Annotated in this window: 21 protein-coding genes and 1 tRNA gene; 8 read left to right on the forward strand and 14 right to left on the reverse strand. The window is 73.5% G+C overall.

Features of this window, described 5'->3' with window-relative positions; translation table 11 throughout:
* Positions 1-204 precede the first annotated feature (204 nt).
* On the forward strand, positions 205-633 hold the full coding sequence (gene tadA / locus ACIRRU_RS26270; RefSeq protein ID WP_403684590.1) for a tRNA adenosine(34) deaminase TadA: 429 nt from the start codon (positions 205-207) through the stop codon (positions 631-633).
* A 111-nt stretch (positions 634-744) separates the two neighbouring features.
* Positions 745-832: transfer RNA gene (locus tag ACIRRU_RS26275), tRNA-Ser, on the forward strand.
* A gap of 78 nt (positions 833-910) precedes the next feature.
* Here the strand turns inward: ACIRRU_RS26275 and ACIRRU_RS26280 are convergent.
* The 14 genes from ACIRRU_RS26280 to ribA form a co-directional block, all read right to left on the reverse strand.
* Positions 911-2119 carry an MFS transporter gene (locus ACIRRU_RS26280; protein ID WP_403684416.1) on the reverse strand — a complete coding sequence of 403 codons (1209 nt, stop codon included), beginning with the start codon at positions 2117-2119 and terminating at the stop codon, positions 911-913.
* Positions 2119-2655: a GNAT family N-acetyltransferase gene (locus ACIRRU_RS26285; protein WP_403684418.1), complete on the reverse strand. Its 537-nt coding sequence runs from the start codon at positions 2653-2655 to the stop codon at positions 2119-2121. The genes ACIRRU_RS26280 and ACIRRU_RS26285 overlap by 1 nt, the downstream gene beginning before the upstream one ends.
* Positions 2656-2659: 4 nt before the next feature.
* Entirely contained in the window at positions 2660-3835 is a 1176-nt protein-coding gene (locus tag ACIRRU_RS26290; RefSeq protein ID WP_403684419.1) for a type III PLP-dependent enzyme, read from the reverse strand.
* A 2-nt stretch (positions 3836-3837) separates the two neighbouring features.
* Positions 3838-5175 (reverse strand): DUF6271 family protein, encoded by a 1338-nt coding sequence (locus ACIRRU_RS26295; protein WP_403684421.1) that lies wholly within the window; start codon positions 5173-5175, stop codon positions 3838-3840.
* A complete protein-coding gene (locus ACIRRU_RS26300) occupies positions 5172-6191 on the reverse strand; it encodes a phytanoyl-CoA dioxygenase family protein (protein WP_403684423.1) in 1020 nt (339 codons plus the stop codon). The genes ACIRRU_RS26295 and ACIRRU_RS26300 overlap by 4 nt, the downstream gene beginning before the upstream one ends.
* Before the next feature lie 50 nt (positions 6192-6241).
* Positions 6242-6820 carry a hypothetical protein gene (locus ACIRRU_RS26305; RefSeq protein WP_403684424.1) on the reverse strand — a complete coding sequence of 193 codons (579 nt, stop codon included), beginning with the start codon at positions 6818-6820 and terminating at the stop codon, positions 6242-6244.
* Entirely contained in the window at positions 6817-7362 is a 546-nt protein-coding gene (locus ACIRRU_RS26310) for a hypothetical protein (RefSeq protein WP_403684426.1), read from the reverse strand. Before ACIRRU_RS26310 ends, ACIRRU_RS26305 begins: the two co-directional genes overlap by 4 nt.
* A gap of 74 nt (positions 7363-7436) precedes the next feature.
* Positions 7437-8426 (reverse strand): clavaminate synthase family protein, encoded by a 990-nt coding sequence (locus tag ACIRRU_RS26315; protein ID WP_403684428.1) that lies wholly within the window; start codon positions 8424-8426, stop codon positions 7437-7439.
* Positions 8423-10303, reverse strand: coding sequence for a WD40 repeat domain-containing protein (locus ACIRRU_RS26320; RefSeq protein ID WP_403684430.1), 1881 nt, complete (start codon positions 10301-10303; stop codon positions 8423-8425). The genes ACIRRU_RS26315 and ACIRRU_RS26320 overlap by 4 nt, the downstream gene beginning before the upstream one ends.
* A 134-nt stretch (positions 10304-10437) precedes the next feature.
* Positions 10438-11580 carry a hypothetical protein gene (locus ACIRRU_RS26325; protein WP_403684432.1) on the reverse strand — a complete coding sequence of 381 codons (1143 nt, stop codon included), beginning with the start codon at positions 11578-11580 and terminating at the stop codon, positions 10438-10440.
* The gene (locus tag ACIRRU_RS26330) at positions 11577-12887 is read right to left on the reverse strand and encodes an MFS transporter (RefSeq protein ID WP_363203617.1); all 1311 of its coding nucleotides are present in this window, start codon (positions 12885-12887) and stop codon (positions 11577-11579) included. The genes ACIRRU_RS26325 and ACIRRU_RS26330 overlap by 4 nt, the downstream gene beginning before the upstream one ends.
* Positions 12884-14026, reverse strand: a complete 1143-nt coding sequence (locus ACIRRU_RS26335) for a glycosyltransferase family 2 protein (protein ID WP_403684434.1) — start codon at positions 14024-14026, stop codon at positions 12884-12886. Before ACIRRU_RS26335 ends, ACIRRU_RS26330 begins: the two co-directional genes overlap by 4 nt.
* On the reverse strand, positions 14023-15096 hold the full coding sequence (ribD, locus tag ACIRRU_RS26340) for a bifunctional diaminohydroxyphosphoribosylaminopyrimidine deaminase/5-amino-6-(5-phosphoribosylamino)uracil reductase RibD (protein ID WP_403684593.1): 1074 nt from the start codon (positions 15094-15096) through the stop codon (positions 14023-14025). The genes ACIRRU_RS26335 and ribD overlap by 4 nt, the downstream gene beginning before the upstream one ends.
* A gap of 49 nt (positions 15097-15145) precedes the next feature.
* Positions 15146-15790, reverse strand: coding sequence for a GTP cyclohydrolase II (ribA, locus tag ACIRRU_RS26345; protein ID WP_403684436.1), 645 nt, complete (start codon positions 15788-15790; stop codon positions 15146-15148).
* Positions 15791-16232: 442 nt separating this feature from the next.
* Here ribA and ACIRRU_RS26350 point away from each other — a divergent pair, with 442 nt between their 5' ends.
* The 6 genes from ACIRRU_RS26350 (at position 16233) to ACIRRU_RS26375 (ending at position 23922) form a co-directional block, all read left to right on the forward strand.
* Positions 16233-17135, forward strand: a complete 903-nt coding sequence (locus ACIRRU_RS26350; protein ID WP_403684438.1) for a LuxR C-terminal-related transcriptional regulator — start codon at positions 16233-16235, stop codon at positions 17133-17135.
* Positions 17136-17298: 163 nt separating this feature from the next.
* Positions 17299-18441, forward strand: a complete 1143-nt coding sequence (locus ACIRRU_RS26355) for a radical SAM protein (RefSeq protein ID WP_363203613.1) — start codon at positions 17299-17301, stop codon at positions 18439-18441.
* A gap of 66 nt (positions 18442-18507) precedes the next feature.
* Positions 18508-20646 (forward strand): DegT/DnrJ/EryC1/StrS family aminotransferase, encoded by a 2139-nt coding sequence (locus ACIRRU_RS26360; protein WP_403684440.1) that lies wholly within the window; start codon positions 18508-18510, stop codon positions 20644-20646.
* Positions 20643-21839, forward strand: a complete 1197-nt coding sequence (locus ACIRRU_RS26365; protein WP_403684441.1) for a hypothetical protein — start codon at positions 20643-20645, stop codon at positions 21837-21839. Before ACIRRU_RS26360 ends, ACIRRU_RS26365 begins: the two co-directional genes overlap by 4 nt.
* Positions 21836-22990 (forward strand): hypothetical protein, encoded by a 1155-nt coding sequence (locus tag ACIRRU_RS26370; protein WP_403684443.1) that lies wholly within the window; start codon positions 21836-21838, stop codon positions 22988-22990. Before ACIRRU_RS26365 ends, ACIRRU_RS26370 begins: the two co-directional genes overlap by 4 nt.
* A gap of 62 nt (positions 22991-23052) precedes the next feature.
* On the forward strand, positions 23053-23922 hold the full coding sequence (locus ACIRRU_RS26375; RefSeq protein WP_403684445.1) for a phytanoyl-CoA dioxygenase family protein: 870 nt from the start codon (positions 23053-23055) through the stop codon (positions 23920-23922).
* Positions 23923-23933: the final 11 nt, after the last annotated feature.

The raw sequence follows: 23933 nt of genomic DNA on the forward strand, positions 1-23933 counted from the left end.
GGGGGGCCCGCCTGTGGCGGGGGGGGGGCCGGCCCGGCGCGGCCCCGCCCCCCGGGCCCCGGGGCGGGCGGGGCCGCGCCGCCCGGCGGGGCCGGGGGGGGGGCCGCGGCGGCCGTCGTCCGTTAGGGTCCGCGGGTGACCGCAGCCCCTCCCCCGCACCCCGTTTCCCCGCCCGATCCGGTACGCGACCCCTGGCGGGCGACGATGCGCCGCGCGCTGTCCGAGGCGGCGCGGGCGGCGTCGGCCGGCGATGTGCCGGTCGGCGCCGTCGTCCTCGGCCCGGACGGCACGCCGCTCGCCTCCGGCCACAACGAGCGCGAGGCCACCGGCGACCCCACCGCGCACGCGGAGATCCTGGCCCTGCGCCGGGCGGCCGCGGCGCACGGGGCCTGGCGGCTGACCGGCTGCACGCTCGTGGTGACCCTGGAGCCGTGCACGATGTGCGCGGGCGCCCTGGTCCAGTCCCGGGTGGACCGGGTCGTCTACGGGGCGCGCGACGAGAAGGCCGGGGCGGCCGGGTCGCTGTGGGACGTGGTCCGCGACCGGCGCCTCAACCACCGCCCCGAGGTGATCGGGGGCGTCCTGGAGGACGCGTGCGCCGAGCAGCTGACAGCCTTCTTCCGGGCGCTCTGACCCGGTACGGGCCGATGCTCCGGACCTGCGGGGCCCGCGGGTCAGGGATCGGCGGGGCGGCGGCCGGAACCGATTTCTTTCCGCGCCCGACGATGGTCTAAGCTCTCTCTCGGTAGCGTGTCCGAGCGGCCGAAGGAGCTCGCCTCGAAAGCGAGTGTGGCGTAACCCGTCACCGTGGGTTCAAATCCCACCGCTACCGCTGTAGACGAAGGGCCCGGCTCAGTGAGCCGGGCCCTTCGCTTTGCCCTCCGTCTCAGTTTCCGTCCCAGTGGCCCGGTCAGCTCGCGCCGGACGGGACGTCGGAGGTGACCGGCTCGCGCTCCCCCTCCTTCGTGGTGAAGCGGATGCGGGTGGCGCAGGCCGCCACCAGGAGGGCCGAGAGGGCGACCGCGCCCATGCCCCACACCAGGCTTGTGGCCGCGGCGATGAAGCCGATCAGGGCGGGGCCCGCCAGCAGGCCCGTGGTGCCCATGGCGGCGACCAGGGCCAGCGCGTCCGGGCCCTGGCGGGCGGCGGCGACGTAGAGGCAGGGGGTGACCGCGGCGACGCCGAGGCCCACGCAGGCGAAGCCGATCAGCGTGGGGACCACGCCGCCGACGAGCAGGGCGACCGCGAGCCCCGTACCGGCCAGCACGCTGCCGACGCGGACGACCCGGCCGTCGCCCCACTTGGTGCGCCAGCCGTCGGCGAAGAGCCGGGCGAGGACCATCATCACGGAGACCACCGCGATGCCCAGCGGGGCGATCTCCGCCCCGGCCTTCACGACGTCCTCCAGGTAGAGCGCCGACCAGTCGTTCATGGCGCCCTCGGTGACCGTGCCGAAGGTCATCGCCAGGCCCAGCCAGATCGTCACCCGGGTCGGCAGGGTCAGCTTGCGGCGGCCCTCGTCGCCCTCGGCCTTCTCGGGCCGCGGGTCCTCGGTGAGCAGGTTCGGCCGGGCGTAGGCGGCCAGGAGCAGCAGGAGCACCGCCGCCACCCCGAAGTGCGCCGCCAGGGACGTGGTCCACAGGTTCATGCCGGAGGCCAGGAGCGCCGCCAGCAGGGAGCCCGCGCTGAAGGTGGCGTGCAGCTGGGAGAGCGCGGTGCGCTCGTAGCGGACCTCAAGCGCCGCCCCCTGGGCGTTCATCGCGACGTTGAGGCAGCCGACGGCGACCCCGTCGAGGCAGATGACCAGCAGCGCCACCGGGTAGTTCGGCGCCGCGGCCAGGGCGAGCAGCAGCACCCCGAGCGCGAAGGCCGAGACGAAGGTAAGGCGCCGGGAGCCCAGGCGCCGCATCAGCGGGCCGACCAGCGGGAAGGAGCTGGCCGCGCCCGCCCCGCAGGCCATCAGGAGCAGCCCCACCTGCGCCTCGCTCAGGCCCAGTTCGGACTTGAGGGCGGGCAGCCGGGACGCCCAGGTGGCGTACTGGAAACCGAGGAAACAGAACAGGGCCGCGATCGCCACCTGGGTGCGGCGGAAATCGTCGTTGATCCGGAACACCGGCATCAGCTCGCTTCGTTCGTGCGCGCGGTCCCGGACACCGGGGACCCCACGGCCTGGGACATGTAGACCGCGTCCGCGCCGTAGCCCGGGGGCAGCGGGACCTCGGTGTGGGACCGGTAGCCGCGGGCCGACCAGAAGGCGTCGCTGCCGCCCACGGCGATGAGGGAGATCCGCTCGAAGCGCTTCGCTCCGGCGGCCCCGGCCAGGTGGTCGATGAGGCGCGTGCCCCATCCCCGGCGGCGGAAGGCCGTGTCGACGACGCAGTCGTGCAGATGCAGGTTGGTGGAGCGGAACACGGTGTCCTCGGCCCGGCCGAGGTCCGGGTAGCGGCGGAAGGGGTAGGGCAGCGCGAGGAGGTAGCCCACGGTCCGCCGCTCGTGCTCCAGGACGAAGCAGGTCTCCGGGGAGGACACCGTCCGGGACCTGAGGGCCTTCTGGTCCTCGGAGAGGTCGCACGCGGTGTAGGTCCGGGACTCCAGCGCGCTGATGCCGGGCCAGTCGTCCTCGGCGATCGTGCGTATGTGTACGTCGTGGCCCATCGGTTCAGGCCCTTTCATCGATCAGCGTGCAGGGAAGGGGGCTGAACCCGTTGAACCCGCGGGTCATGTAGCCCATGGCGTAGGCACCGCACGCGAGGAGCCAGACCGGGTCCCCCGACGCCACGTCGCGGGGTACGGGGACGCGGCCGCGTTCGTGCGCGTAGGCGTCGTCGCTGTCGCAGGTCGGGCCCGCGACGACGGCGGGGACGAGTTCGCCGGTGGCGGAGTGCGTGGGGAAGACCAGCCGGTACTGGAGCGCGTCCATCTCGTAGAGGCCGTTGAACTTGCCGCAGCTCAGATAGAGCCAGTGCTCGCGCTCCCCGTCCGGCTGCCGCCGGGTGGTCAGGCGGGACACCTGGGCCCGGATGGCGCCGTGGTCGGCGACCAGGTGGCGGCCCGGCTCCATGATGAAGCCGAGCTCCGACGCCGAGACCGCCCGCAGGTGGTCCATGCCCTCGCGGATCACGGTGAACATCTTGTCCAGCGGCGGGTCGAGCCGCCGGCCGTTGCGGTCGACGTACCCGAGGGCGGGGAGCCCGCCGCCGAGGTTGACGTGGTCGAGGTGGATGCCGCGCCCGTTCAGCTCGGTGATCACCTCGGCCAGGTCGTCGACGGCGCGGCGCCAGGCGTCGGGCGTCATCTGCTGGGAGCCGACGTGCACGGAGAGCCCCGCGGGGGTGAGCCCCGCGTCCCGGGCCGCCTCCAGCACCCGTACGGCGTCCTCCGCCGAGCAGCCGAACTTGCGGCTGAGGCCCCACAGGGCCCCCTGCCCGTCGGTGGCCAGGCGGCAGAAGACCCGGGCCCCGGGGGCGTGGGCGGCGATCGCGGCGACGTCCTCGACGCTGTCGGTGGCGAAGTCCCGGACGCCGAGGCGGTGGGCGTCGGCGATGTTGCGGTCGGACTTGATGGTGTTGCCGTAGTGGATCTTCTCCGGCGCCACCCCCGTGGCGAGCGCCTGCTCGATCTCCTGCGGGCTCGCCGCGTCGAAGCCGGAGCCGAGCCGGGCGAGGCGCAGCAGCACCTCGTCGACCGGGCACGCCTTCATCGCGAAGCGGACCTCCAGGCCGGGCAGCTCCCCGGTCAGGGCGGTGTACTGCTGCTCCACCCCTTCCAGATCGATGACAACGCTGTCCTCGGAGGCGGCCGCCAGGGCCGCGCGCATACGTGGTGTCACGTCCATGGTCAGCGCCCCGGACCGGACGCAGCGGCGGGCTCGTGGAGGCCCGCGGTCCGGGCGGTCCGCACCATCGCGCCCCACGCGTCGGTGAGCCGGGCGAAGTCCTCGATGTCCTCGCGCGCCTCGTCCAGCAGGCGCGGCCCCTCCTCGGCCAGGAGGTCGGCGAACTCGGCGTACCTGCCGCCGAGTTTCCGGTAGGAGCGGTCCATGACCGCCAGCCGGTGGACGTTGTCGGAGCGGTCCAGGACCGCGCTGCGCCGGGCGAGGCGCGCTATCTCCGCGGGCCGGACGCGGAGGTCGCCGTCGAGCAGGTCCGCGCTCCCGGCCGCCATCCGGTCGTAGATGTCGTTGAAGTGGAGCATCGACAGGAAGAACTTCGCCAGCCGCCGGTGGTAGGCGCGGAATCCGGCGTCCGTGCGCCGCTCGGGGGTGTAGAAGTTGACGATGTCCCGGTTGTGCAGGACACCGGGGAGCTTCGCGTCGTGCACGAGGTGCAGCAGGAAGTAGTCGCTGCCGATGGTGTCGCGGGCCGGGGGCAGCGGCACCTCCTCGTACACCTCGCGGCGCAGCGCGATGTTGCACATGTCGACGCGCATGGGGTCGACGACGCCCAGCAGGGTGTGGTCCCGGACGTAGGGCTCGGTGCCCGCGCCGCGGAAGGACTCCGCGACCAGCTCCCGCTTCCTGCTCTCCGGCCACTCGGGCGGGGCCCACAGGCTGACCACGTCGTGGTAGACCTCCGGGTCCAGGGCCTCCATCTCGCCGATGTCCACGGACAGTTCCCCGATGAAGGAGCCTCCGGCGAGCACCACGTCGCGGTCCGCGACCGCCGGGTCCAGCTCGGACCGGGTGGCGTCGTCCACCGCGTCCCCGGCCCGTCTGCCCAGGAAAGTCAGCTCGGGGTGGACGGGGTGGGCGGGGGCGCCGTCCCGCTGGAGCTGGTAGGCGCTGTCGGAGTCCCTGCGGTGGACGGACTCGCAGCCGAGGGCGGCGGCGATCAGGAAGGCCCGGTTGGTGCACGCCCCGTAGGAGACGCCGGACGGCAGCATCATCTCCAGCAGCCGGTCCCGCTCGGTCTCCGGGGCCTCCTCCAGCACCCGCCGCAGGAACGCCCGCTGGACGTCCTCGTCGAGGTGGTGGACGTGGACGCCCGGCGCCCGCGTCCCGGCGGCGAGGACGTCCGCGTGCTCCTGGAACACCGGCCGGTCGCAGGAGTCGAGGATCAGCAGGTGCACCTCGACACCGAAGTGCCGCGCCGCGTGGTCGGCCTCGGCGCCGATGGCCGTGAGGGTTTCGGGGCAGGCCCGGTTGGTGGGCAGGGCCAGGCAGATCCGGCGTGTCATCGCTCCCCCCAGGGGGTGAGACCGAGCAGCTTCTCGCCGAGGCCGGTCAGCTCGGCGGAGCCGTAGCGCTGCGATTCGTGCCGCGTCGCGTCGCCGACGAGCGTCTTGTTCCAGTCGGGGGTGGTGAGGTTGCGCCAGGAGTCGATCCTTGAGCGCCGCATCTCCTCGTGCGATTCGAGGGCGGGCATCATCGAGAGGTACTGCACCGAACGGACGCCCTCCTCGGAGGTGTTGCGCTCCACCCCGTGGGCGAGCAGGCCGTTCCAGATCAGCAGGTCGCCCGCCTCCAGCGCGGGCCGCACCACCGGGTACTCCTCGCGGTCGACCGCGGGCCTGATCGGGTCCCGGTCCGCGGGCTGGCCGGCCGCCCACTCCTCGAAGCGGCGGAACAGCTCGGGGTTGCACTGGAACCCGCCGAGCTCGGGGCGGGTGTCGTTGAGCGCGATGATCCCCTGGACCCGCTGCGGGGGATCGGCGAGTGTGGTGTCGACGTCCCAGTGCAGCTCGATGTCGAAGCCCTGGTCCGTCGGGGCTATCAAGGCCCGGTCGCGGTTCCTCACGTTGGGCGGGTTGAGGTTGAGCCGGTCCAGGGTCACCCAGAGCTCCTCGCAGTCCCAGACGTCCACGAAGGCGTCGTAGACGCGCTGGGCCTGGCGGCTGTCCCAGATGTACTGGTGCTGGTAGGCCTCGACGAAGCCGTAGACGTACAGGTCGCGTTCGAGATCGGTGGCGAACTCCCGCTCCGCGTACCAGCTCTCGGGGCGCTCGGGGTCGAGCCCCTGGAAGTCCCAGGCGAAGTCGAGGAGTCTTCGGGCGGCGGCGGGCTCGATGGCCCGGCGGACGACGACATAGCCGTACGTCTGCCAGAAGGTGAAGTCCTCCTCGGACAGGACGCGCAGGGGGCGGGTCTTCTTCAGGTCCCGCAGCGGGGCGGGTGATACGTAGGTCTCGCCGTCGGTGCTGAAGTAGGCGAGGTCCGAGGCCGCTCGGTGCAGTCGCGGTTCGGGGTCAGACATGGTCTCTCTCCCAGCTGATCGGTGCGGCGGTGCGGGTGGCGCGACCCCCGTCAGCCGGTCAACAGGCCATGTCGGCACAACTGTTGGCGGGCGGCGTGGGCCGATGCGAAGGGGATGCCGATCCCGCCCAGTGCCGCCACCGCGTCGGTGTTCGCGCGCACGTCATCGATCAGGACCAGATCCCGGAGAGCGACGTCGGTCTCCTCGCACAGGAGGCGGAAGAACCGCTCGGAGGGCTTCCGGGCCCCGAACCGGTACGAGCCGTAAATCTCCAGGCCCGTACCGCCAAGCAGGTCTGTACCAATCTCCTCTAGCCAGACAGGGTAATTGGACGCGACGACAATCCGATGCGCGCGTCCGCACTCGGTCACCAGCTCTCGCATGCCGTTCAACCAGGCGTAATGTTCCTTGCGCGTACGGTGGAACACCTCGACGTCGAAGGTGAGTCCGGCGTCACGCAGAGCACTCCAGTAAGCCTCCTCCGTCAACTCTCCGCGCTCCAGCGCGTGATAAAGACCCTCCGGGCGGCGCCGGGCGAACTCGTCGAAGGAGATGCCGAAGGCCTTCTCGTGCGCCTCCCGGTAGGGGTCCCTCAGCAGCGTGTCCATCAGGTCGAAGGCGATGATCACGCGGCACTCCCCGTCCCGGTCCGGGCCAGCAGCGCAGCCGCGTAGGCCCGCAGCACCGGCTGCTCCCGCTCATGGACGACCCGCACCGGGCCGCCGCCGCGCCCCCGGGGCCCCTGTCCCGCCAGCACCGCCGCGTGCCGCCGCAGGACGTAACTCCCGGACGCCGCCGCGTGGAAGGCCGACGGGTCCTCGTCGGCGCGCCGCGCCCACTCCCGGTGCCCCTCGCCCAGCGCCGTCCGGGACGCCTCCAGGAGGTCGGTCCCGCAGAGCCCCGGGCGCAGCGCGCCGACCTCGATGCCGTGCACCGTGGTGGTGAGGTCCACACAGACCGGCCCGTCGGCGCGCCGTCCGGCCAGCGCGCCGAGCGCGGTCTCGGCCGCCCAGTCCTGTTCGGTGCCGCGCCTGCGCAGCAGCAGCGCGAACGGGAACGCGCAGCCCTCCCGCCGCCCGACCGGTCCGCTCACCTTCCAGATCGCGCAGATCCGGTGGGAGGCGCCGAGGACGACGGCGTTGACGTGGAGCCCCGTGCTCATGGGTGCCATGCGTTCGTTCCCGCTGTCGTGGGTGAGCGGCCGGGGCCCGGTCGTGAGGACCGGGCCCCGGCCCGCCGAGGTGCTCAGTGGCTCAGCACGTAGCCGTCGCCGGGGCGATGGCTACGGGAACGTCGCAGGTCGGCCACCGCGAAGGTGCGGAGCAGCCAGCGGTCGCCCCCGTCGTAGCGCGGCCGGAACGCGGTCCGGCCGTGCGTGGTCACCCGGTTGTCCACGATCGCCAGGTCCCCCGGGGTGAGCCGGACCGTGTGGGAGGCCGCGTCGATGGCCGCCTCCAGCTCGACGAGCGCCTGGCGCGCCTCACGGGTCAGGGCCGTCGTGGCGGAGAAGTCCACCCGCAGGTCGGGGTCCTCCGGGTCGCCGGAGAGCACCGGCCTGGGCGGGGTGGTGCCGTCCGCCGAGCCGAAGGAGGGCGGCGGCTGGGTGCTGAACTCCGGTCGGAACAGGGCCTGCCTGGTCCGCTCCGACAGTGCGGGCAGCGCCTGGCGTACCGATCCGGTACGCAGTCCCGCCGCGCCGTCGTGGTCGGCGCGCAGGCACAGCAGCATCACGAAGTCCGGGCGGTGGACGTGGAAGGCGTTCTCGATGTGGAAGGAGAGCAGGGTTGACCCGGCGTTGCCCTCGAAGTCCTCCTTGCCCGGTACCGGCACGACGTCCTGCACCAGCGCGCCGGACTTCTCCGGGGCGTAGGCGGCCGGGTCGCCCAAACCGCCGGCGGCGGTCATCAGCAGGGTGGCGGCCGGGACCGTCGTCTCGCGGCGGACGGAGCCGTCCGCCTTCGGGGTGGGCGGCACCAGGGCCTCGTCGACGGGCAGTCCGCGGAACAGCATGGCCCCGCAGTCGCCCGAGTCCCGGCGGAAGTCGCGTACCGCCGCCCGGAAACGGCCCGGCAGCTCCTCCCAGGCGCCGCGCGCCGCGGCCGTCGTGTCGGGGTCGTCCAGCCGGCCGCCCGCGGCGCGGCACACGCTCTCCGCGGCCCGCCGGACCACCGCCGTCTCGTCGTCGGACAGGGTGAAGGAGGCGGGCAAACTCAGCTTCAGGCCCAGGGCGTTCATCGGGGGTCCTCCGTGTCGGTCCAGTCCGTGGCCAGCTCGGCCGGGACCGGGGTGCGGGCGGGGTCGGCGTCCGGCGTCCAGGCGACCACCCGGCTGTCCCAGGAGGCGGTGACCGCCGCGTCGCCGAGCCAGGTCACCGCGCTCACCGCGCTGCCGTGGCCGTCCAGCACGTGGCTGTGGAGCGGGGCGAGGGTCGTCGGGTCCAGGACCCACAGCCGCCCGGTGTAGTCGTAGGAGCCGGTGACGAGCAGCGGTTCGCCGCCCGGGTGCCAGGCCGCGCACTTGGCGGACTCGTCGTGGCCGACCAGGACCTGGAGCAGCTCCCCGGTGTCCAGGTCGTAGATGCGGCTGGTGCGGTCGCGGGAGACGGTGGCGAGGAGCGAGCGGCCCGCCACCCGGGTCACCGAACCGCCGTTGATGAGTTCGCCGTGGCCGCCGAAGGAGCGGATCAGCCTGCCCTCGGCGGTGATCAGGTGGGCCTGGCGGTCGGTGGAGTAGGTGACCAGGCGGTCCGCGTCGACCCAGGACACGTCCTTGATGGACCCGTCGTGGCCCTCGTAGTGGACGCCGGGCACCAGGTCGTCGCCGGTCCAGGTGTAGAGGTCGAGTCCGCCCTCGTAGTCGGCGACCGCGAGCCGCTTGCCGTCCGGGGACCAGGCGGCCCGGTTCACCGGGTGCGCGCGCTCGACGAAGGCGACGTCCTCGCCGGTGGCGGCGTCGGCGACGCCCACCCGCCCGGAGAACGAGCCGTAGGCGACGAGTCCCGGCAGCGCCTCCGACACGGCCACGGTGTTGATCAGGCTGCCGTTGCCCACCGGGACCTCGCGCGCGGTGGCCCCGGGGTGGCTCCAGACCCGGACCGTGCCGTTGTCGCTGCCCGCGGCCAGCACCTCCCCCGCGGCCGAGACGTGGTTGACGCCGTGCGTGGAGACGGGTGCCTCCAGGATGATCTCGCGGACCTCGCCGGGCAGGGCGTCCGCCGCGATGCCGGGGACGTCGATCACGGCGGGCAGCGCCGAGAACGTACCGGCGATGATGGTCCGGCCGTCCGCCGACCAGTCCACCGAGCGCGGCCACAGGTGCGCGCCGTACCAGCGGACCAGGGGGCGGCAGTCGGCTATGTCCCACAGGGTGATGGTGCTGTCGTAGGCGCCGATGACGATGCGGGCGCCGTCCTTCGACCAGGCGACCGACTTCACGGCGGCGGTGTACGGGCCGACCTTGGTGACCAGTTCGCCGTCGGTCCGCACGATGTGCACGAAGCCGTCGTCGCAACTGGCCGCGAGGAGCGTCCCGTCGGGCGACCAGCGGCACATCTCGGCGTGCCCGGCCTGCGGCAGGTCGCGCAGCAGCGCGCCGTTGGTGTCCCAGAGGCGGATGGTGGCGTCCTCGCCGCAGCTGGCGAGGACACCGGTGGGCGCGGCGTCGACCGACATGCAGTGGTCGGCGTGGAAGATCACGCCGTCCTCCAGGACGCCGGTGCGGATGTCCCAGATCCGGCCGGTGCCGTCCTGCGAGACGGTGACCAGGCGGTTCTCGTCCAGCCAGGCCAGGGCGTTGAGGTCGTCGGGCTGCCGGGCGAGCAGCTGGACCTGGCGGCCGGTGGCCACGTCCCAGATCCGGCAGGTCTTGTCGGCAGAACCACTGGCGAGAAGCCGCCCGGAGGGCGAGAACCGCACCCCGTTGACGAGCCGGGAGTGGCGGCCGATCCAGCGCGGGGCGGTGCCGGTGCGGTCCCAGAGGGCGACGCGGCCGTCGTAACCGGCGCTGGCGTAGTGGACCCCGTCCGGGCTGAACGCGACGGAGGTCTGGGGGGAGGCGTGCACCGCGGAGGTGTCGCTGGTGGCGCGGGGGTGGAAGACGTCGACTGTCCGCATGATCTCTCGAACTCCTGACAGAGCAGATGGATGGGCAGGTGGGGTGAAGCGGGACAAAAGGGTGGGACATCGGGGTGGTGAGGCAGCGAAGTGGCGAGCGGTGGAGAGGGGGTTGCCGGGTCGCGGGGGATCCGTCAGCCGGGCGTGCCGAGCGGCGCGGCGGCGGCGGCCAGCTCCGCCCCGGCGCTCAGCCCCTCCTCGGTCAGCCTGCGCAGCGGGTCCATGACCCGGCGCAGCAGCGGCAGGCCGACCACCTGGGCCAGGCCGCCCAGCGGGATGGTCTCCACGGCGCGGGCGCGGACGGCGGGGTCCGGCCCGCGGTCACCGGCGGGGAGCCGCTCCAGGGTGGCCCCGTAGAGGACGGCCGCCGTCCAGGCCGCAGTGGCGTGGTGGATCTGGAGTCCGGCGGCCGCGAGGTCGCGGAACAGCACCGCGGGGACCGGCTCCCACCGGGCCAGTTCGCGGACCCGGCCCGGGTCGATGCCCAGGGCCCGGACGCTCTCGTCCCAGTACGTCTTGACGTAACGGCCGCCGGGGCCCGTGGGGGTGAGGCCGTAGACGTGCCCCTTGAAGAAGTGCGGGTAGAAGTCCAGCGCCTCCAGCGTCCCGGAGCCGGGGCCGGTGCGCCGGGCGTCCGGCGCGTCGCCCACGAAGCAGGGCGAGCGCCGCGGCCCCTGGTTGTCGTTGCCCACCAGGCTCTCGCCGCCCCGGTGTTCGACCAGGTTGGGCACGGCGATGTACAGCGCGGCCCCCCGCTCCCGGAGGAACGCGGCCAGGGCCTCGTCGTCCGGCGGCGCGCCGTGCCGCAGCGACTCCGCGGCGTACGCGGCGAACTTCTCGGCCAGGTCGCGGGGGAGCGCCACGGCGAGGGAGGGCGCGTACTCGTCCGGGATGGCCCGCGCCCAGCCCGCGCCGCTGAGCGCGGCGAGCCGCACGGCCGCGCCGTTCCAGTGGTTCCAGTTGCCGTAGAACGCGATGGGGTCCTCGGGCCGGCCGGCGACGGCCTCGGCCACCAGGTCCAGGAAGCCGTCGGCGGGCAGGACGTCGTCCTGGAGGACGAGCCGGTGGCTCGCCGTGCCGTACGGTCCGGCCCAGGCGGCCGCCGCCGTGCGCAGCGGGGTGGGCGGGCCGTCCGGTTCCGGGTCGAGGACGAGCAGCGGTGCGTCGGCGGGATGCCCCCCGGCGGACGGGACGCGGTCCAGCAGGTCCTGCGCCTGGGCCCGTCGCCGGGGGTGGGCCATGACCCGGATGCCGGGGCGGGGGGACGTCTGGCTCATGACACATCCTTCGTGGTGACGGGCGCGAGGCTGTCGTCCGGGCCGCCGTCGTCGTCCGGGCCGGGGACCGCCGCCCCGGGGGCTTCGGCCTCCTCGTCGTCGGCGGGGGCGATGCGGTACGCGGTGAGCTGGACGCCGAGGGCGGCGAGCAGGGCGATCCCGCCGAACGCGGCGCACACCCACAGGGCGCCCCGGTCCAGGACGAACCCGGCGAGCAGCGGGATGAAGAGGCCGGAGAGCCCCCAGGAGAGCTGGAAGAGCGACATGTACCGGCCGCGGATCGCGGTGGGCGCGCTGCTCGCCACCAGCGCGTTGGCGGCGGGCAGGGCGATCATCTCGCCGAGGGTGAAGACCAGCATCACCGGGACGAGCAGCACGATCGCGGTGCCCGGCGGGACCTTGGTGACGAGGTAGAGCCCGGTGAAGACCACGGTGAAGATCAGTCCGGCCCGGACGATGAGGCGCTGGCGGGGGACGTGGGCGACCTTCGCCGTCACCGGCATCTGGGCGAGCATGATGGCGACGCTGTTGATCCCGAGGAAGAACGCGGGCGCCCAGCCGGGCAGCTTCATGATCTGTGTCGCATAGGCGGGGAGGATCGTCGCGGGCAGGGCCCAGGCGAAGGTCAGGAGCATGAAGGAGAAGCAGAAGCCGGTGAAGGCGTGGTCCTTGAACGCGGCCCCCCAGCCGAGCTCCTTCTCCCCGGCCGCGGGTTCCTCGGGCGGGCGCCTGGCGGCGACGTTCACCCCGGCCAGGAGCACCGCGGCGACCAGCGAGGTGATCACGTTCAGCGCCAGCACGAGGTCGGCGGCGCCGCGGCCGAAGAGGATGGTGAGCCCGGAGCTGGCGAGGGCCCCGGTGGCGACGGTGAAGTTCTTGATGGTGCCGACCGCCGCGTAGGTGGCGTCGAGCTTGCGGCCCGACGTCAGGTCCACCACGATCACCGGCCAGCTCGCCCAGTACAGCCGGTCCCCGGCCATCACCAGGAACGTGGCGACCGCGATCAATGTCCACTCGGAGGCGAACGGGTAGAGGCCGTAGCCCACCGCGGTGACCAGGTTGCTGGCCACCAGCACGGACTTGGGCGAGAACCGGTCGACCAGCCAGCCCGCGATCAGCGCCACCGGGAGGGAGGCGAGCGTTCCGGCGCTGACCGCCGATCCGATGGCCGAGAAGGACAGCCCGGTGCCGAAGGAGAAGTAGAGGAAGGCCAGCGGGGCGAACAGGCCCCAGCCGAAGGTGTCGATGAAGACGGAGGAGAAGATGCGGCCGCGCTGCGGGATGCGGGGCAGACCCAGGTTGATCATGCCGTGCCCTCCGTCGTGGTGGTCCCGGCCGTCTCCGGCCGGACCTTGTGCCAGGTGTCGCGGCCGGTGGCCAGCTCCCACACCGCGCGCCAGGCCGAGGTCGACTCCGCCAGTTCGAACGGCAGCAGGAACACCCAGCCGGAGCCGACCCGCAGGACCTCCCACACCGGGTCGCGGGAGACGGAGCGGATCCGCAGGGCCTCCCCGGCGAGCAGGGCGGCGGCGGGCAGCCGCAGCGCGCGGTAGCGCAGGGCCCCGGCCGTCACGGGCAGGACGCTGAGCTGGGCGAGCAGGCTGAGGGTCATCAGCGTCACGGCGGCGCGCGGCCGGCCGGGCAACGGCTCGCCGCGCAAGAAGCGGAAGCCGATGTCGAGCTGCCCGCGGATCCACCGGGTGCGCTGGCGCAGCGCGGGCCCCACGAGCGAGACCCGGGTGCCGTACGAGAAGGAGACGACGCGCCCCATGCGGACACCCGCGGCGGCGGCGCGCACCGCCCACTCGTACAGCTCCTCGACCCCGTCCTCGCGGAGCGGGCCGACCTCCTCCAGCGCCTTGCGGCGGAAGTAGACGGAGCTGCCGAGCAGCATGTGCGTCCCGGTGCGGCGGTTGACGTACTCCATGGCGCCGAAGAAGGCGGCGGACTGCGCGAGCGTGATCCGGTTGACCAGGTCGCCGCCCGGCTCGGGCAGTTCGATGGCGTCGACCACGTCGAGGTCGCGGGCCTCCAGCGCGGCCACGGCCTGCCTGAGCTGGGCCGGGTCCGGGACGGTGTCCGCGTCGTAGACGGCGACGAACGGGTCCTGGACCTCGCGCAGCGCGTGGTTGAGGGCCTTGGCCTTCGGGGTCATCGTGGGCACGGCCACCACCCGCAGGTCGCCGTCGAAGTCCGGGCGGGCCGCGGCGGCGACGGCCTCGGCGGCCGCCACGTCCTCGGGGTGACGGGCGTCCAGGAGCCAGCGCACCGACAGCTTCCCGTGCGGGTAGTCCAGCGCCGGGAGCATCGCGGCGGAGCGCCGCAGGATCTCGGGGGTCTCCCGGTAGAACGGGATGAGCAGGGTGACCGGGGGCAGTTCCCCGGCGTCGGTCGCGGGGTGTTCCCGTGGTACGAGGCGGGCGTTGGGGAGGAGAAATCCAGTCACTGTGTCCCTCTGGTCCTGGCGGCGGGGCGGAGTTCGACCCGCAGATCACTTCCGGTCCGGTCCACCGCGGTGACGCGGAGCCGGTGCGCGTCGCCGATCGACGCGATGCCCAGCCCACCGACGGCGCTGACGCCCTCGGAGCCCAGCAGCAGCGGTGCCACGTAGGCGACGACACGGTCGGTGAGACCGGCGGTGAGGAAGGCGGCGGCGAGCCGGGGCCCGCCCTCGACGAGCACGGAGCGCACGCCCCGTTCGCCCAGCGCTTCGAGCAGGGCGAGCGGCGGGAAGCGCCCGTCCGCGCCGGTCTTCAGGCGCAGGACGTTCGCCTCGTCGACGCCCGCGATGCCGGTGCCGGGCGCGGTCACCACCAGCGCGGGCGGCTCGCCGTCCAGCAGGCGTGCCCCGGCGGGCAGTTCACCGCGGGCGTCCAGCGCCACGCGCAGCGGCGCGGTGCCCTCGACGCCGTGGCGCAGGTCGAGCCGGGGGTCGTCGGCCCGCCAGGTGCCGGCGCCGACGAGGATCGCGTCGTGCCGGGCGCGCAGGCGGTGCGCGTCGGCCCGGGACTCGGGCGAGCTGATCCAGCGGGAGGAGCCGTCGGCGGCGGCGCTGCGGCCGTCCAGGGTGGTGGCGAACTTCCAGGTGACGAAGGGCCGTCCGGTGCGGACGGCGGTGAGCCACATCTCCAGGACCGCCTCGGCCTCCTCCTGAAGGACGCCGCCGACCACCTCGACGCCCGCGGCGGCGAGCCGCGCGGCACCGCCCGCGGCGAGGTGGTTCGGGTCGTCGACCGCGTACAGCACGCGGCGGACCCCGGCCTCGATCAGCGCGCGGGAACAGGGGCCGGTGCGGCCCTGGTGGTCGCAGGGTTCCAGGGTGACCACGGCGGTGGCGCCCCGGGCGCGCTCTCCGGCCCGGCGCAGCGCGTCGGCCTCGGCGTGCGGGGTGCCGGGGCCCCGGTGGACGCCGGTCGCGAGGGTGGTGCCGTCGGCGTCGAGGAGGACGCAGCCGACCGCGGGGTTGACGCCGGTCGATCCCACCCGGTCCGCGGCGATCTCCAGCGCCCGGCGCATGGCGGCCCGCTCCGGACCGGTCGGCTCGGCGGCGGCGCCGGGCGGCGTCTCAGACCTCCAGGGCATGACCGGCCCGTTCGCGCTTGGCCGTCAGGTAGGCGTGGTTGTTCTCGTTGACGAAGGTGCCCGTGGTGACGACCTCGGTGATCGCGACGCCGTGCGCCCGCAACTGGGCCCCCTTCTCAGGGTTGTTGGAGAGCAGCCGGATCTCGGGGATGTCCAGGGCCCGCAGCATCTCGGCCGCCACCCGGTAGTCCCGCAGGTCGTGGCCGAAGTTGAGGACCGCGTTGGCCTCGAAGGTGTCGAGCCCCTGGTCCTGGAGGAGGTAGGCGTCGAACTTGTTGTAGAGCCCGATCCCGCGCCCCTCCTGGCGCAGGTAGAGGATGATGCCGCCCTCGTGGGAGCAGATCGCGAGGGCCTCGTGGAGCTGGGGGCCGCAGTCGCAGCGCTGGGAGCCGAAGACGTCACCGGTGAGGCATTCGGAGTGCACTCTGACCAGCGGGTCGCTCCGCTTCTCCCAGCCCGGGAGCAGGACCGCGATGTGCTCGCGGCTGTCGTGCAGACCGTGAAAGCTGACCATGGTGCTCGGGCGTCGCCCCAGGCCCGGAACGTTGATCGGGACCTCGACCCGCGCCCTCACCCGTACGGTGTCGACGGGTGCGTCGATGACGTCTTCTTTTCCTTCGGTTCGCATTCCTGACCACCCTGCATCGTGATTGACAAATGGGAACTGCGAGCGGGGCGAAAGGGCCGTCTCCCTCTGCTCTTCACTCGTCCCTCCGACAGACGCGGTGACCACGGACCGCGTTTTCCTGCGTCATTCCGGCGAACGATCCGGGAGCGGCCGAGACCATCGAAAAGACGTCGGCGAAAATACGCCGAAGGCCTTATGGGAATCAGCTCCTCCGGATGTCCGGCCGCCCCCCTCTTTTCCGTGGCCGACTCCGGGTCGAGTTGTCGTGTTGCCTGCCGAGAATCCTGCTGTTCGAAACTCACTTGCGACAGGGGAAACGTGTGGCATGATCATGCATCGCGCGAACCTGAAGGATGTACAGATGTGCATGAAATCGGACATACTGAATAATGTCCAGGCGTCTGAGATCTGCGAGAGGGGGCTCGAGTTCTATGCGCGCTTTTTGAAGGGTCACTCGATAAAGGGGGAATCCCCCGAGTGCCTGACGCGGCTGGGACTTCTGCGGCGCACCGACGACGGCCGGCTGGTCGCCATTCCGCCGGGACTCGCCGCGGGAAGCCTGGTCCGGCCGATGGAAGCGGCCATCGACCGGCAGCAGCACGCGCTCGACGCCGTACGCACATCGATCCAGCGGGCCGAGCAGGTCTACCGGGACAGCTACCGGGAGGACGGCGTCCAGGCAGCGCGGGTGATCACCGGCGCCGACCTCATCAGCACCACGCTCAGCTCGGCCGTGGACTCCTGCCGGCAGGAGCTGCTGACCGCCCAGCCCGGCGGCGGCCGCCCACCGGAGCTGCTGGCGAAAGCGCTCGACAGCGACCTCCCGGCGCTCGCCCGCGGGGTGCGGCAGCGGACGATCTACCAGCACACCGTGCGGACCCACAGCCCCACGCTCTCCTACGTCGAGCAGATATCCGGCGCGGGGGCGGAAGTCAGGACGCTGGACGAGGTGTTCGACCGGATCATCGTCATCGATCAGCGCATCGCCTTTGTTCCCGATCCGGGTGAACAACGCAGCAGGACCGCCCTGGCCATCGAGCACCCGGGACTGATCCGCTATCTCGTGGGGATCTTCGAACACGCCTGGGAACGGGCCACTCCGCTCAGCTACTCCCCCGGGGCCCACCGGCCGCCGCTGCTCGCCGACGAAACGCGCAAGTCCATTCTCCAGCTCATGGTCAACGGATATACCGACGAGGCCATCGCGGGACGGCTCGGCATGAGCGTCCGTACGGTGGCCACCCATGTGCGCAGGGCCGCGGAGACCTTCAACAGCCGCAGCCGCGCTCAGCTCGCCTATCTGATCGCCAAAGCCGGACTGCTCGACGAGGGTGTGGATCTGTGAAAAACCGGTCGAACCAAGGCTGTTGACACCCCCGAGAAGCTCCTCCTATGGTCTGGACCACTCATCGCACAGGCGGCTGAACGGCCACATTGGGGGTCCCGTGAACGGCTTTGGTGATGCTCAGGACAGTCCCGCGACCGTTACGGAAGATCCCCTTCCGTTGTTGCCGGTCACTCTCGACCAGGCGCATTCCCCGCAGAAGGTCATGGCCCACGGCGATCTGCTGCGGCGTTTCGTTGCGGGGGACGAGTTCAAGCCGATCCACATGCGGATCGGGATCATGGGCGCCTGCAACATGCGCTGCCACTTCTGCAACTTCCACTCCCCCAACGAGGAGCAGTTCTACGACCTCTTCTCGTTCAAGGACTCCATCAGGACCGACAAGGCCGTCACGCTGATGCGGGAGTTCGCCGCCAACGACGGCCGCGCCGTGACCTTCTGCGGCAGCGGCGAGTGCACCATCCACCCCGGATACGCGCAGATCAGCCGGTCCGCGCACGAGGCCGGACTGCGCATCGGCCTGATCACCAACGGCTCCCGGCTCGGCCGCCCGGCCATCGCCGAGGCCGTCGCGGACACCCACACCTGGGTACGGATCGGGCTCAACGCCGGGACCGAGGCCACGTTCAACGAGATCACCCGGGACCGGGAGCAGACCTTCGCGTCCTTCGTCTCGGCCGTGGGACGGCTGCGCGAGACGGCGGTGGCCCCGGACTTCCGGATCGGCTTCAACTTCGTCATCACCCGGGCCAACCACCAGGAGATCCTGGACGCGGCCCGTATCGGCCTGGAGTCCGGCGCCCACTACGTGCGCTTCGAGCCGGAGTTCTACAGCGCGCTCGGCCACGAGACCATCGAGGCGGTGATGCCGGAGATCACCGAGGCCCTGCGGGAGGCCGCGACCCTCTCCACCGACGCCTACGAGGTCTCCGTACCCAAGCTCGACCGGGGGCCGATGGACCAGGTCGAGGACGTCGAGGGCGACTTCGAGCGCTGCCACTACAGCCGGTTCGTGACGGCGGTCGGCGCCGACGGCAACCTCTACCCGTGCCCGCAGGTCCACCTCAACAGCCGCTATCTCATCGGCAACGTCCTGGACCAGGGCTACGCGCAGGTGCTGGAGGGCGGTCCGCGCGCCGAGTGGGAGGCGGCCAACCCCCGCCGCACCGACCTGTGCAAGTCGTGCTTCTACCGGCCGCAGAACGAGCTGCTGGAACACCTGCACCGCGGTCAGATCCAGCTGGACCGGGCCCTGGACTCCTACGCCGTGGAAGTCCCCAGCACCCTGCACGCCGACTTCATCTGAGCCGACGTCACGGGCCCGGCCTCCCGGGCCCGCCGCTCCTCTCACGAAACCGGGCCTCCCATCACCATGCAGATCAGCTCCCTGCGCCGACTCCTCGACACCCCGCCGGCGCCGTACGCCCCCTCCGGCCCGGCCGGGTCCGCCGCGCGCCGCACCGCGCTGCGGGCCCGCGTCGAGCGCCTGGCGCGGGTCGAACCCGCGCACCGCGAGGTCCGGGTGACCGCCTCCACCGTGACCGTGCGCGACGGGCTGCGGCGGGAGGACCTCACCCTCGCCTCCCCGGCGCGCGGCGCGTTCCGGGCGGTCCTGCTCTCCCCCGAGAACTCCTCCTCCGAAACCTCCACCGAAGGGGAGCCGACCCCGCTGCCCGGCGTCCTGGTCCTCGGCGGGAAGAACGCCCGCCTGGACCACCTGACCGGGGCGACGCCCCCCGACCACCCCGACCGCGACATCGCCGCCCGGCTCGCCAGGGCCGGGTTCACCACCCTGGCCCTGGACCACGGCATCGGCGGCGGGCTCGACCCCGACCGGCTCGCGGGCCGCGACGAAGGGGCTCTGCTCGCCCATGCCTTCGCGCTCACCGGCCACTCGCTGCTGGGCGCGCTGACCGGGGACGCGCTCGGCGCGCTGGAGGTGCTGCGCGCCCACCCGCTGGCGGACGCCGGCCGCACCGGCCTGTTCGGACACAGCCTGGGCGCGGCCGTCGCCCTGCACACCGCGCTGCTGACCGACCGGCCCCTGCCCCTCTGCGCGGCCGCCCACCTCGGCAGCTATCCGGCGCTCTACGGGCGGCTGCTGACCGGGTTCGAGGGCGCGGCCCTGCCCGGCGTCCTGGAACACGCCGACCTCCCCGACCTCTACGCGGCCCTGGCCCCGGCCCCCCTCCAGCTCCAGTACGGCACGCGGGACCCGTATCTGGAGACGGCGGACGCCCGCGCCGCCGCCGAGAGCGTCCGCCGGGCGTACGAGGAGGCGGGCGCCCCCGAGCCCGACGTGCTCGAACTCCCCATGGGCCACGGCACGCACCCGGTGCACGCCGCCGAGTTCTTCGCCCGGGAACTGGCCGGGGCCCCCGCGCACCCGGCCCCCGTGCCCGCCCAGCGCGTCCGCTTCACCGTCGCCGAGCGGCGCACGGTCCTGGAGCGGGTGGACGGGGCGCTCGCCTCCGGCGTCCTGACCCAGGGCCCGCTGGTCGCCCGGTTCGAGGAGCTGACCCGCGACTGGACCGGCACCCCGGGCACCGCGGTCGCCTCGGGCTCCGCCGCCCTGGAGATCGCCCTGCGCACCATCGGGGTGGCGGGCCGCACGGTGCTCGTTCCCGTCAACACCTTCTTCGCGACGGCCGCCGCCGCGGTGCGCGCCGGGGGCCGCGCCCGGTTCGTCGACGTGGAGCTGGACGGACTCGGCATGGACCCGGACGCCCTGCGCACCGCGCTGGAGCGGTGGCCGGACACCGCCGCCGTGGTACCCGTCCACATCGGCGGGATCCTCTCCCCGGCACTCGACGGCGTCCTCGCCGCGTGCGCGGAGCACGGCATCCCGGTCCTGGAGGACGCGGCGCACGCCTTCGGCAGCACGCTGGGCGAGCGACCGGCGGGAAGCCTCGGCCGGTTCGGGGCCTTCTCGTTCTTCCCCACCAAGGTCGCCCTCAGCGGCGAGGGCGGGCTCCTCACCTCCGCCGCTCCGGGCGACCTGGAGGACGTACGGCGCTGGCGCGACCACGGCAAGAGCGCCCAGGGCTCCACCCTGCACGACCGGCCGGGCGGCAACTGGCGGCTCAGCGAACTGCACGCCGCCCTCGGCACGGTGGACCTGGAGCGGTTCGCGCGGACCCTGTCCGCGCGGCGGTCGCTCGCCGCGCACTACGACACCCTGCTGAAGGACGTCCCGTCGCTGCGGCCGCACCCGGTGCCCCCGGAGGCGGGGAGCAACTACTACAAGTACCTCGCCCACCTCGACGGACCGGTGGACCGGGACACGCTGAAGAGCAGGCTCCGCGAGCGGCACGGCGTGCGGCTGGCGGGCGAGGTCTACGACCATCTGCTGTGCGACCACCCCTACTTCCGGGACGCCACCGGCCCGGGGGAGCTGTTCCCGCGCGGCCGGTGGTTCGCCCGTCACCACATCGCGCTGCCGCTGTACCCCTCCCTCACCCACGAGGAGCAGATCCGGGTGGTCTCAGCGCTCCGCTGCGAGCTGTCGTGACGCGCCTCCTGCACGCCTTCCGCCGGGGCCGCTGGACCCCGTCCCTGGACACCGCGCCGCTGCCCGGACGCGCCGGGGACCGGCTCGCCCTGGTCCCGGAGATCGTGGCCGCCGCCGACCGCCGCCGCTGGGACGGCCTCGCCCCCGGGCTGCCGCCAGCCCCGGACCGGCGGCGCGAACTGCTGCTGGACGCCCTGGACCTGTTCGAGCGCGGGACCCTGGACGTCGGCGGGCTCGGGCCGCAGAGCGGCGCGGAGTTCCGGGACGCGCTGTGGGAGTCGGCCGGGATACCGGGGCCGCTGGCCGAGCGCTGGTGCGGGATGCTCCGGACCACCCTGGAGGCCCGCCCCGAGCCGTCGCCGGACCGGGCCCTGGCCCTGGTGTCCCTGCCCGGCAACACCTTCACCTGCCTGGAGACGGTGCTGGAGCAGGTCGAGCGGTCGGCGGCGGTGTGGGTCCGCCCCAGCCGACGCGAACCGCTCTCGGCGGCCCGGCTGGTCGCCGCCCTGCTCGCGGCGGGCTGGCCCCCGGAGCGCGTCTCCCTCTACCCGACCGCTCAGCCCGCGCTGCGCGGCCTGATCCGGCTCACCGACCGGCACGTGGTCTACGGCGGCTCCGCGCTCGCCGCCGCCGTCCGGACCCCGGCCGGCCTCACCCTGCACGGCCCCGGCCGGGCGTGCGCCCTGGTGCCCGCGGGGATGGCGACCGCGGCGGCGGCCGACTGGCTGCTCCCGCTGATCGCCGCCGACTCCGGCCGGTTCTGCAGCAACGTACGGACCGTGCTCACCGCGGGACCGGCCGAACCGCTGGCCCGTGCTCTGGCCGCCGCGCTGGACACGATCGATCCCCGGACGGCCGACTCCACCTGGCCGTTGACGGCCTTCCGGGAACCGGGAGCCGCCGAGCGGGCCACCCGTTCCGTCGCGGAGCGGATGCGCCCCGGGGACCGGCTGCTCACCCGCAGACCCCCGGTGGTGGTGACCGGGGGCGACACCTACGCCACCCCCCATCTGGTGCTGACCGGCGATCAGCCCCCGGGGGCGCCCGAGCACCCGTTGCTCGGCCACGAGGTCCCCTTCCCGTTCGCCGCCGTCGCCCGCGCCACCGCCCCGGCCGCCGAAGCCCTCGCCGCCCGTTCGCTGTTCGTGTTCCGCCCGTGGTCCGCGGCGGCGGTCCGGAGGGATCCCCGATGACGACACCACCGACCGCCGGGCCTGCCCGGGCCACTCCGGGCGGGCCCGCCGCGGCCTACCCGGCGATGCGCGAGCGCGTCCCGGAGCTGGCCGTCGGTCTCGACGCCTGGACGCGCCGCATGATGCGGTGGCACTTCTCGCCGGAGACCGGCTCCCCGTTCTGGGTCTCCCGCCGCGACTCTCTCGGCTTCGACCCGGTGAAGGACGTCCAGGGGTACGCGGACCTGGAGCTGTTCGGCCTCTTCGACAAGGCCCCCCTCCGGGCCGCCCGCGCCCGGGACCTGCGGCCGCGCGGCTACCGGGACCGCCCGTTCCGGATCTTCGAGACCGGCGGCACCACCGGCGCCCCCTGCCGGATCGTGAACGTCACCCGCCTCGCGTACGACGTGGAGATCTACCGGACCGTGCTGGAGGCCCGCGGCCTGAGCGGCGGCGACGTCCTCGCCATGACCCCCATGGGCCCGCACGCCTACGGGCACTTCGTGGAGGCCCTCGCGGACTCCTGGCACGGGGCCGTGCACGCCATCGACTTCGACCCGCGCTGGGTGAAGACCGCGCTGCGCTCGGGCGGGGACGCGGACACCTACACCGGTCACCTCGTCGCCCAGACGCTGCCGCTGCTCTCCGCCGAGCGCCCCGCGTTCCTGTTCACCACCCCCCGGCTGCTCGTCGAGCTGGCCATGCGGCTGCCGGAGCCCCTGCACACGTACGGGGTACGGGCCGTCTGCACCGGCGGGACCTCCTGCACCCCCGCCGAGGCGCAGTTCCTGCGCGAGGAGCACCTGGCGGGCGTGGCGTGGCTCGACACCTACGGCAACACGCTCGCCGGCCACGCCCTCCAGGCCGACGCCGTGCCGGACGGCCCCGCCCTGCCGCCGGGCGCGACGCACTCGTACCACCTGCCGCCGCCCTTCGCGGTGCTGACCGTCGTGGACCCGCACGACCCGTGGCGGGAGGTGGCCGTCGGAGAGCGCGGGCGGGTGCGGGTCACCACGCTCCTGGAGGACCTGTTCATCCCGCACCTGCTGGAGCGGGACAGCGCCGTCCGGACCGGGCCGCACCCGTGGTTCCCCTGGGACGGGGTGGCCGCGGTGCGCCCCCTGGAGGAGGACGGCGACGGCGCGGAGGAGGCGGTGGAGGGCGTGTACTGACCGGCCGCCCCGCGCGCCACGGATCGCCGAATTCCCTGCCCGCCCGTGCCGGAGGACGCCTGATGCCCGAACCGACGCTGCACTCCAACGGGGTTCCCATCCCCTTCTCGCCGGACCTGTTCGCCCCGCTGCGCGCGAGCGCGGATCTGCTCCACGACCCGGCCGCCCTGCGAAGACGGCTGGGCGCCGACGGGTATGTCTACCTGCCGGGCGCCCTGGACCGGGCGGCGGTGCTGCGGCTGCGCGGCGCCTACTTCTCGCTGCTGCCGGAGGGGTATCTGGCCGCGGGGAGCCGCCCGGAGGACGGACTGTTCTCCGGGCGCGTCCCGGCGGGCCTGGCGGAGTACGGCGTCGCCGGGCACCCCGCGCACGCCTTCGTCCGCTCCCGCGCGTTCGAGGAGTTCACCGCCGACCCGTTCCTCGCCGCCCTGGCCCGCGAACTGCTCGGCGGAGACGCGTGGATGCTGCCCCGGCGGATCCTGCGCCACTTCCACCGCGGCTCCGGGCGCGCCTCCCGGGCCCATGTGGACCTCGACTACATGAACGCCCTCTCCACCGCGCCCCGGGTCCTCACCCTGTGGATACCGGTGGGCGACTGCCCGCCGCGCACCGGCTCGCTCGTCTACCTGGAGGGCTCGCACACGCTGGCACCCGAGGAGTACGAGCCGCTGCGCGACAAGGGGGACCGGCCCGGGGACCGGCGGCCGATCTCCCACGACCTGGAGCTGACCGCCCGCCACCTGGGCCGCCGCTGGCTGTGGGCCGACTTCGCCGCCGGAGACCTCGTGGTGCACGTCCCGCGGATCGTGCACGCCTCCCTCGACACCACCACGGACGCCATGCGGCTGTCCGCCGACGTCAGGTTCGTCCGCTCGGACGACACACCCGACCCCCGGTGGCTCGCCCCGTGGTCGGCCGACGACGGAGCATGAACCCGACCCCT

It is taken from the genome of Streptomyces sp. NPDC101181 (assembly GCF_044767975.1).
GTDB lineage: Bacteria > Actinomycetota > Actinomycetes > Streptomycetales > Streptomycetaceae > Streptomyces.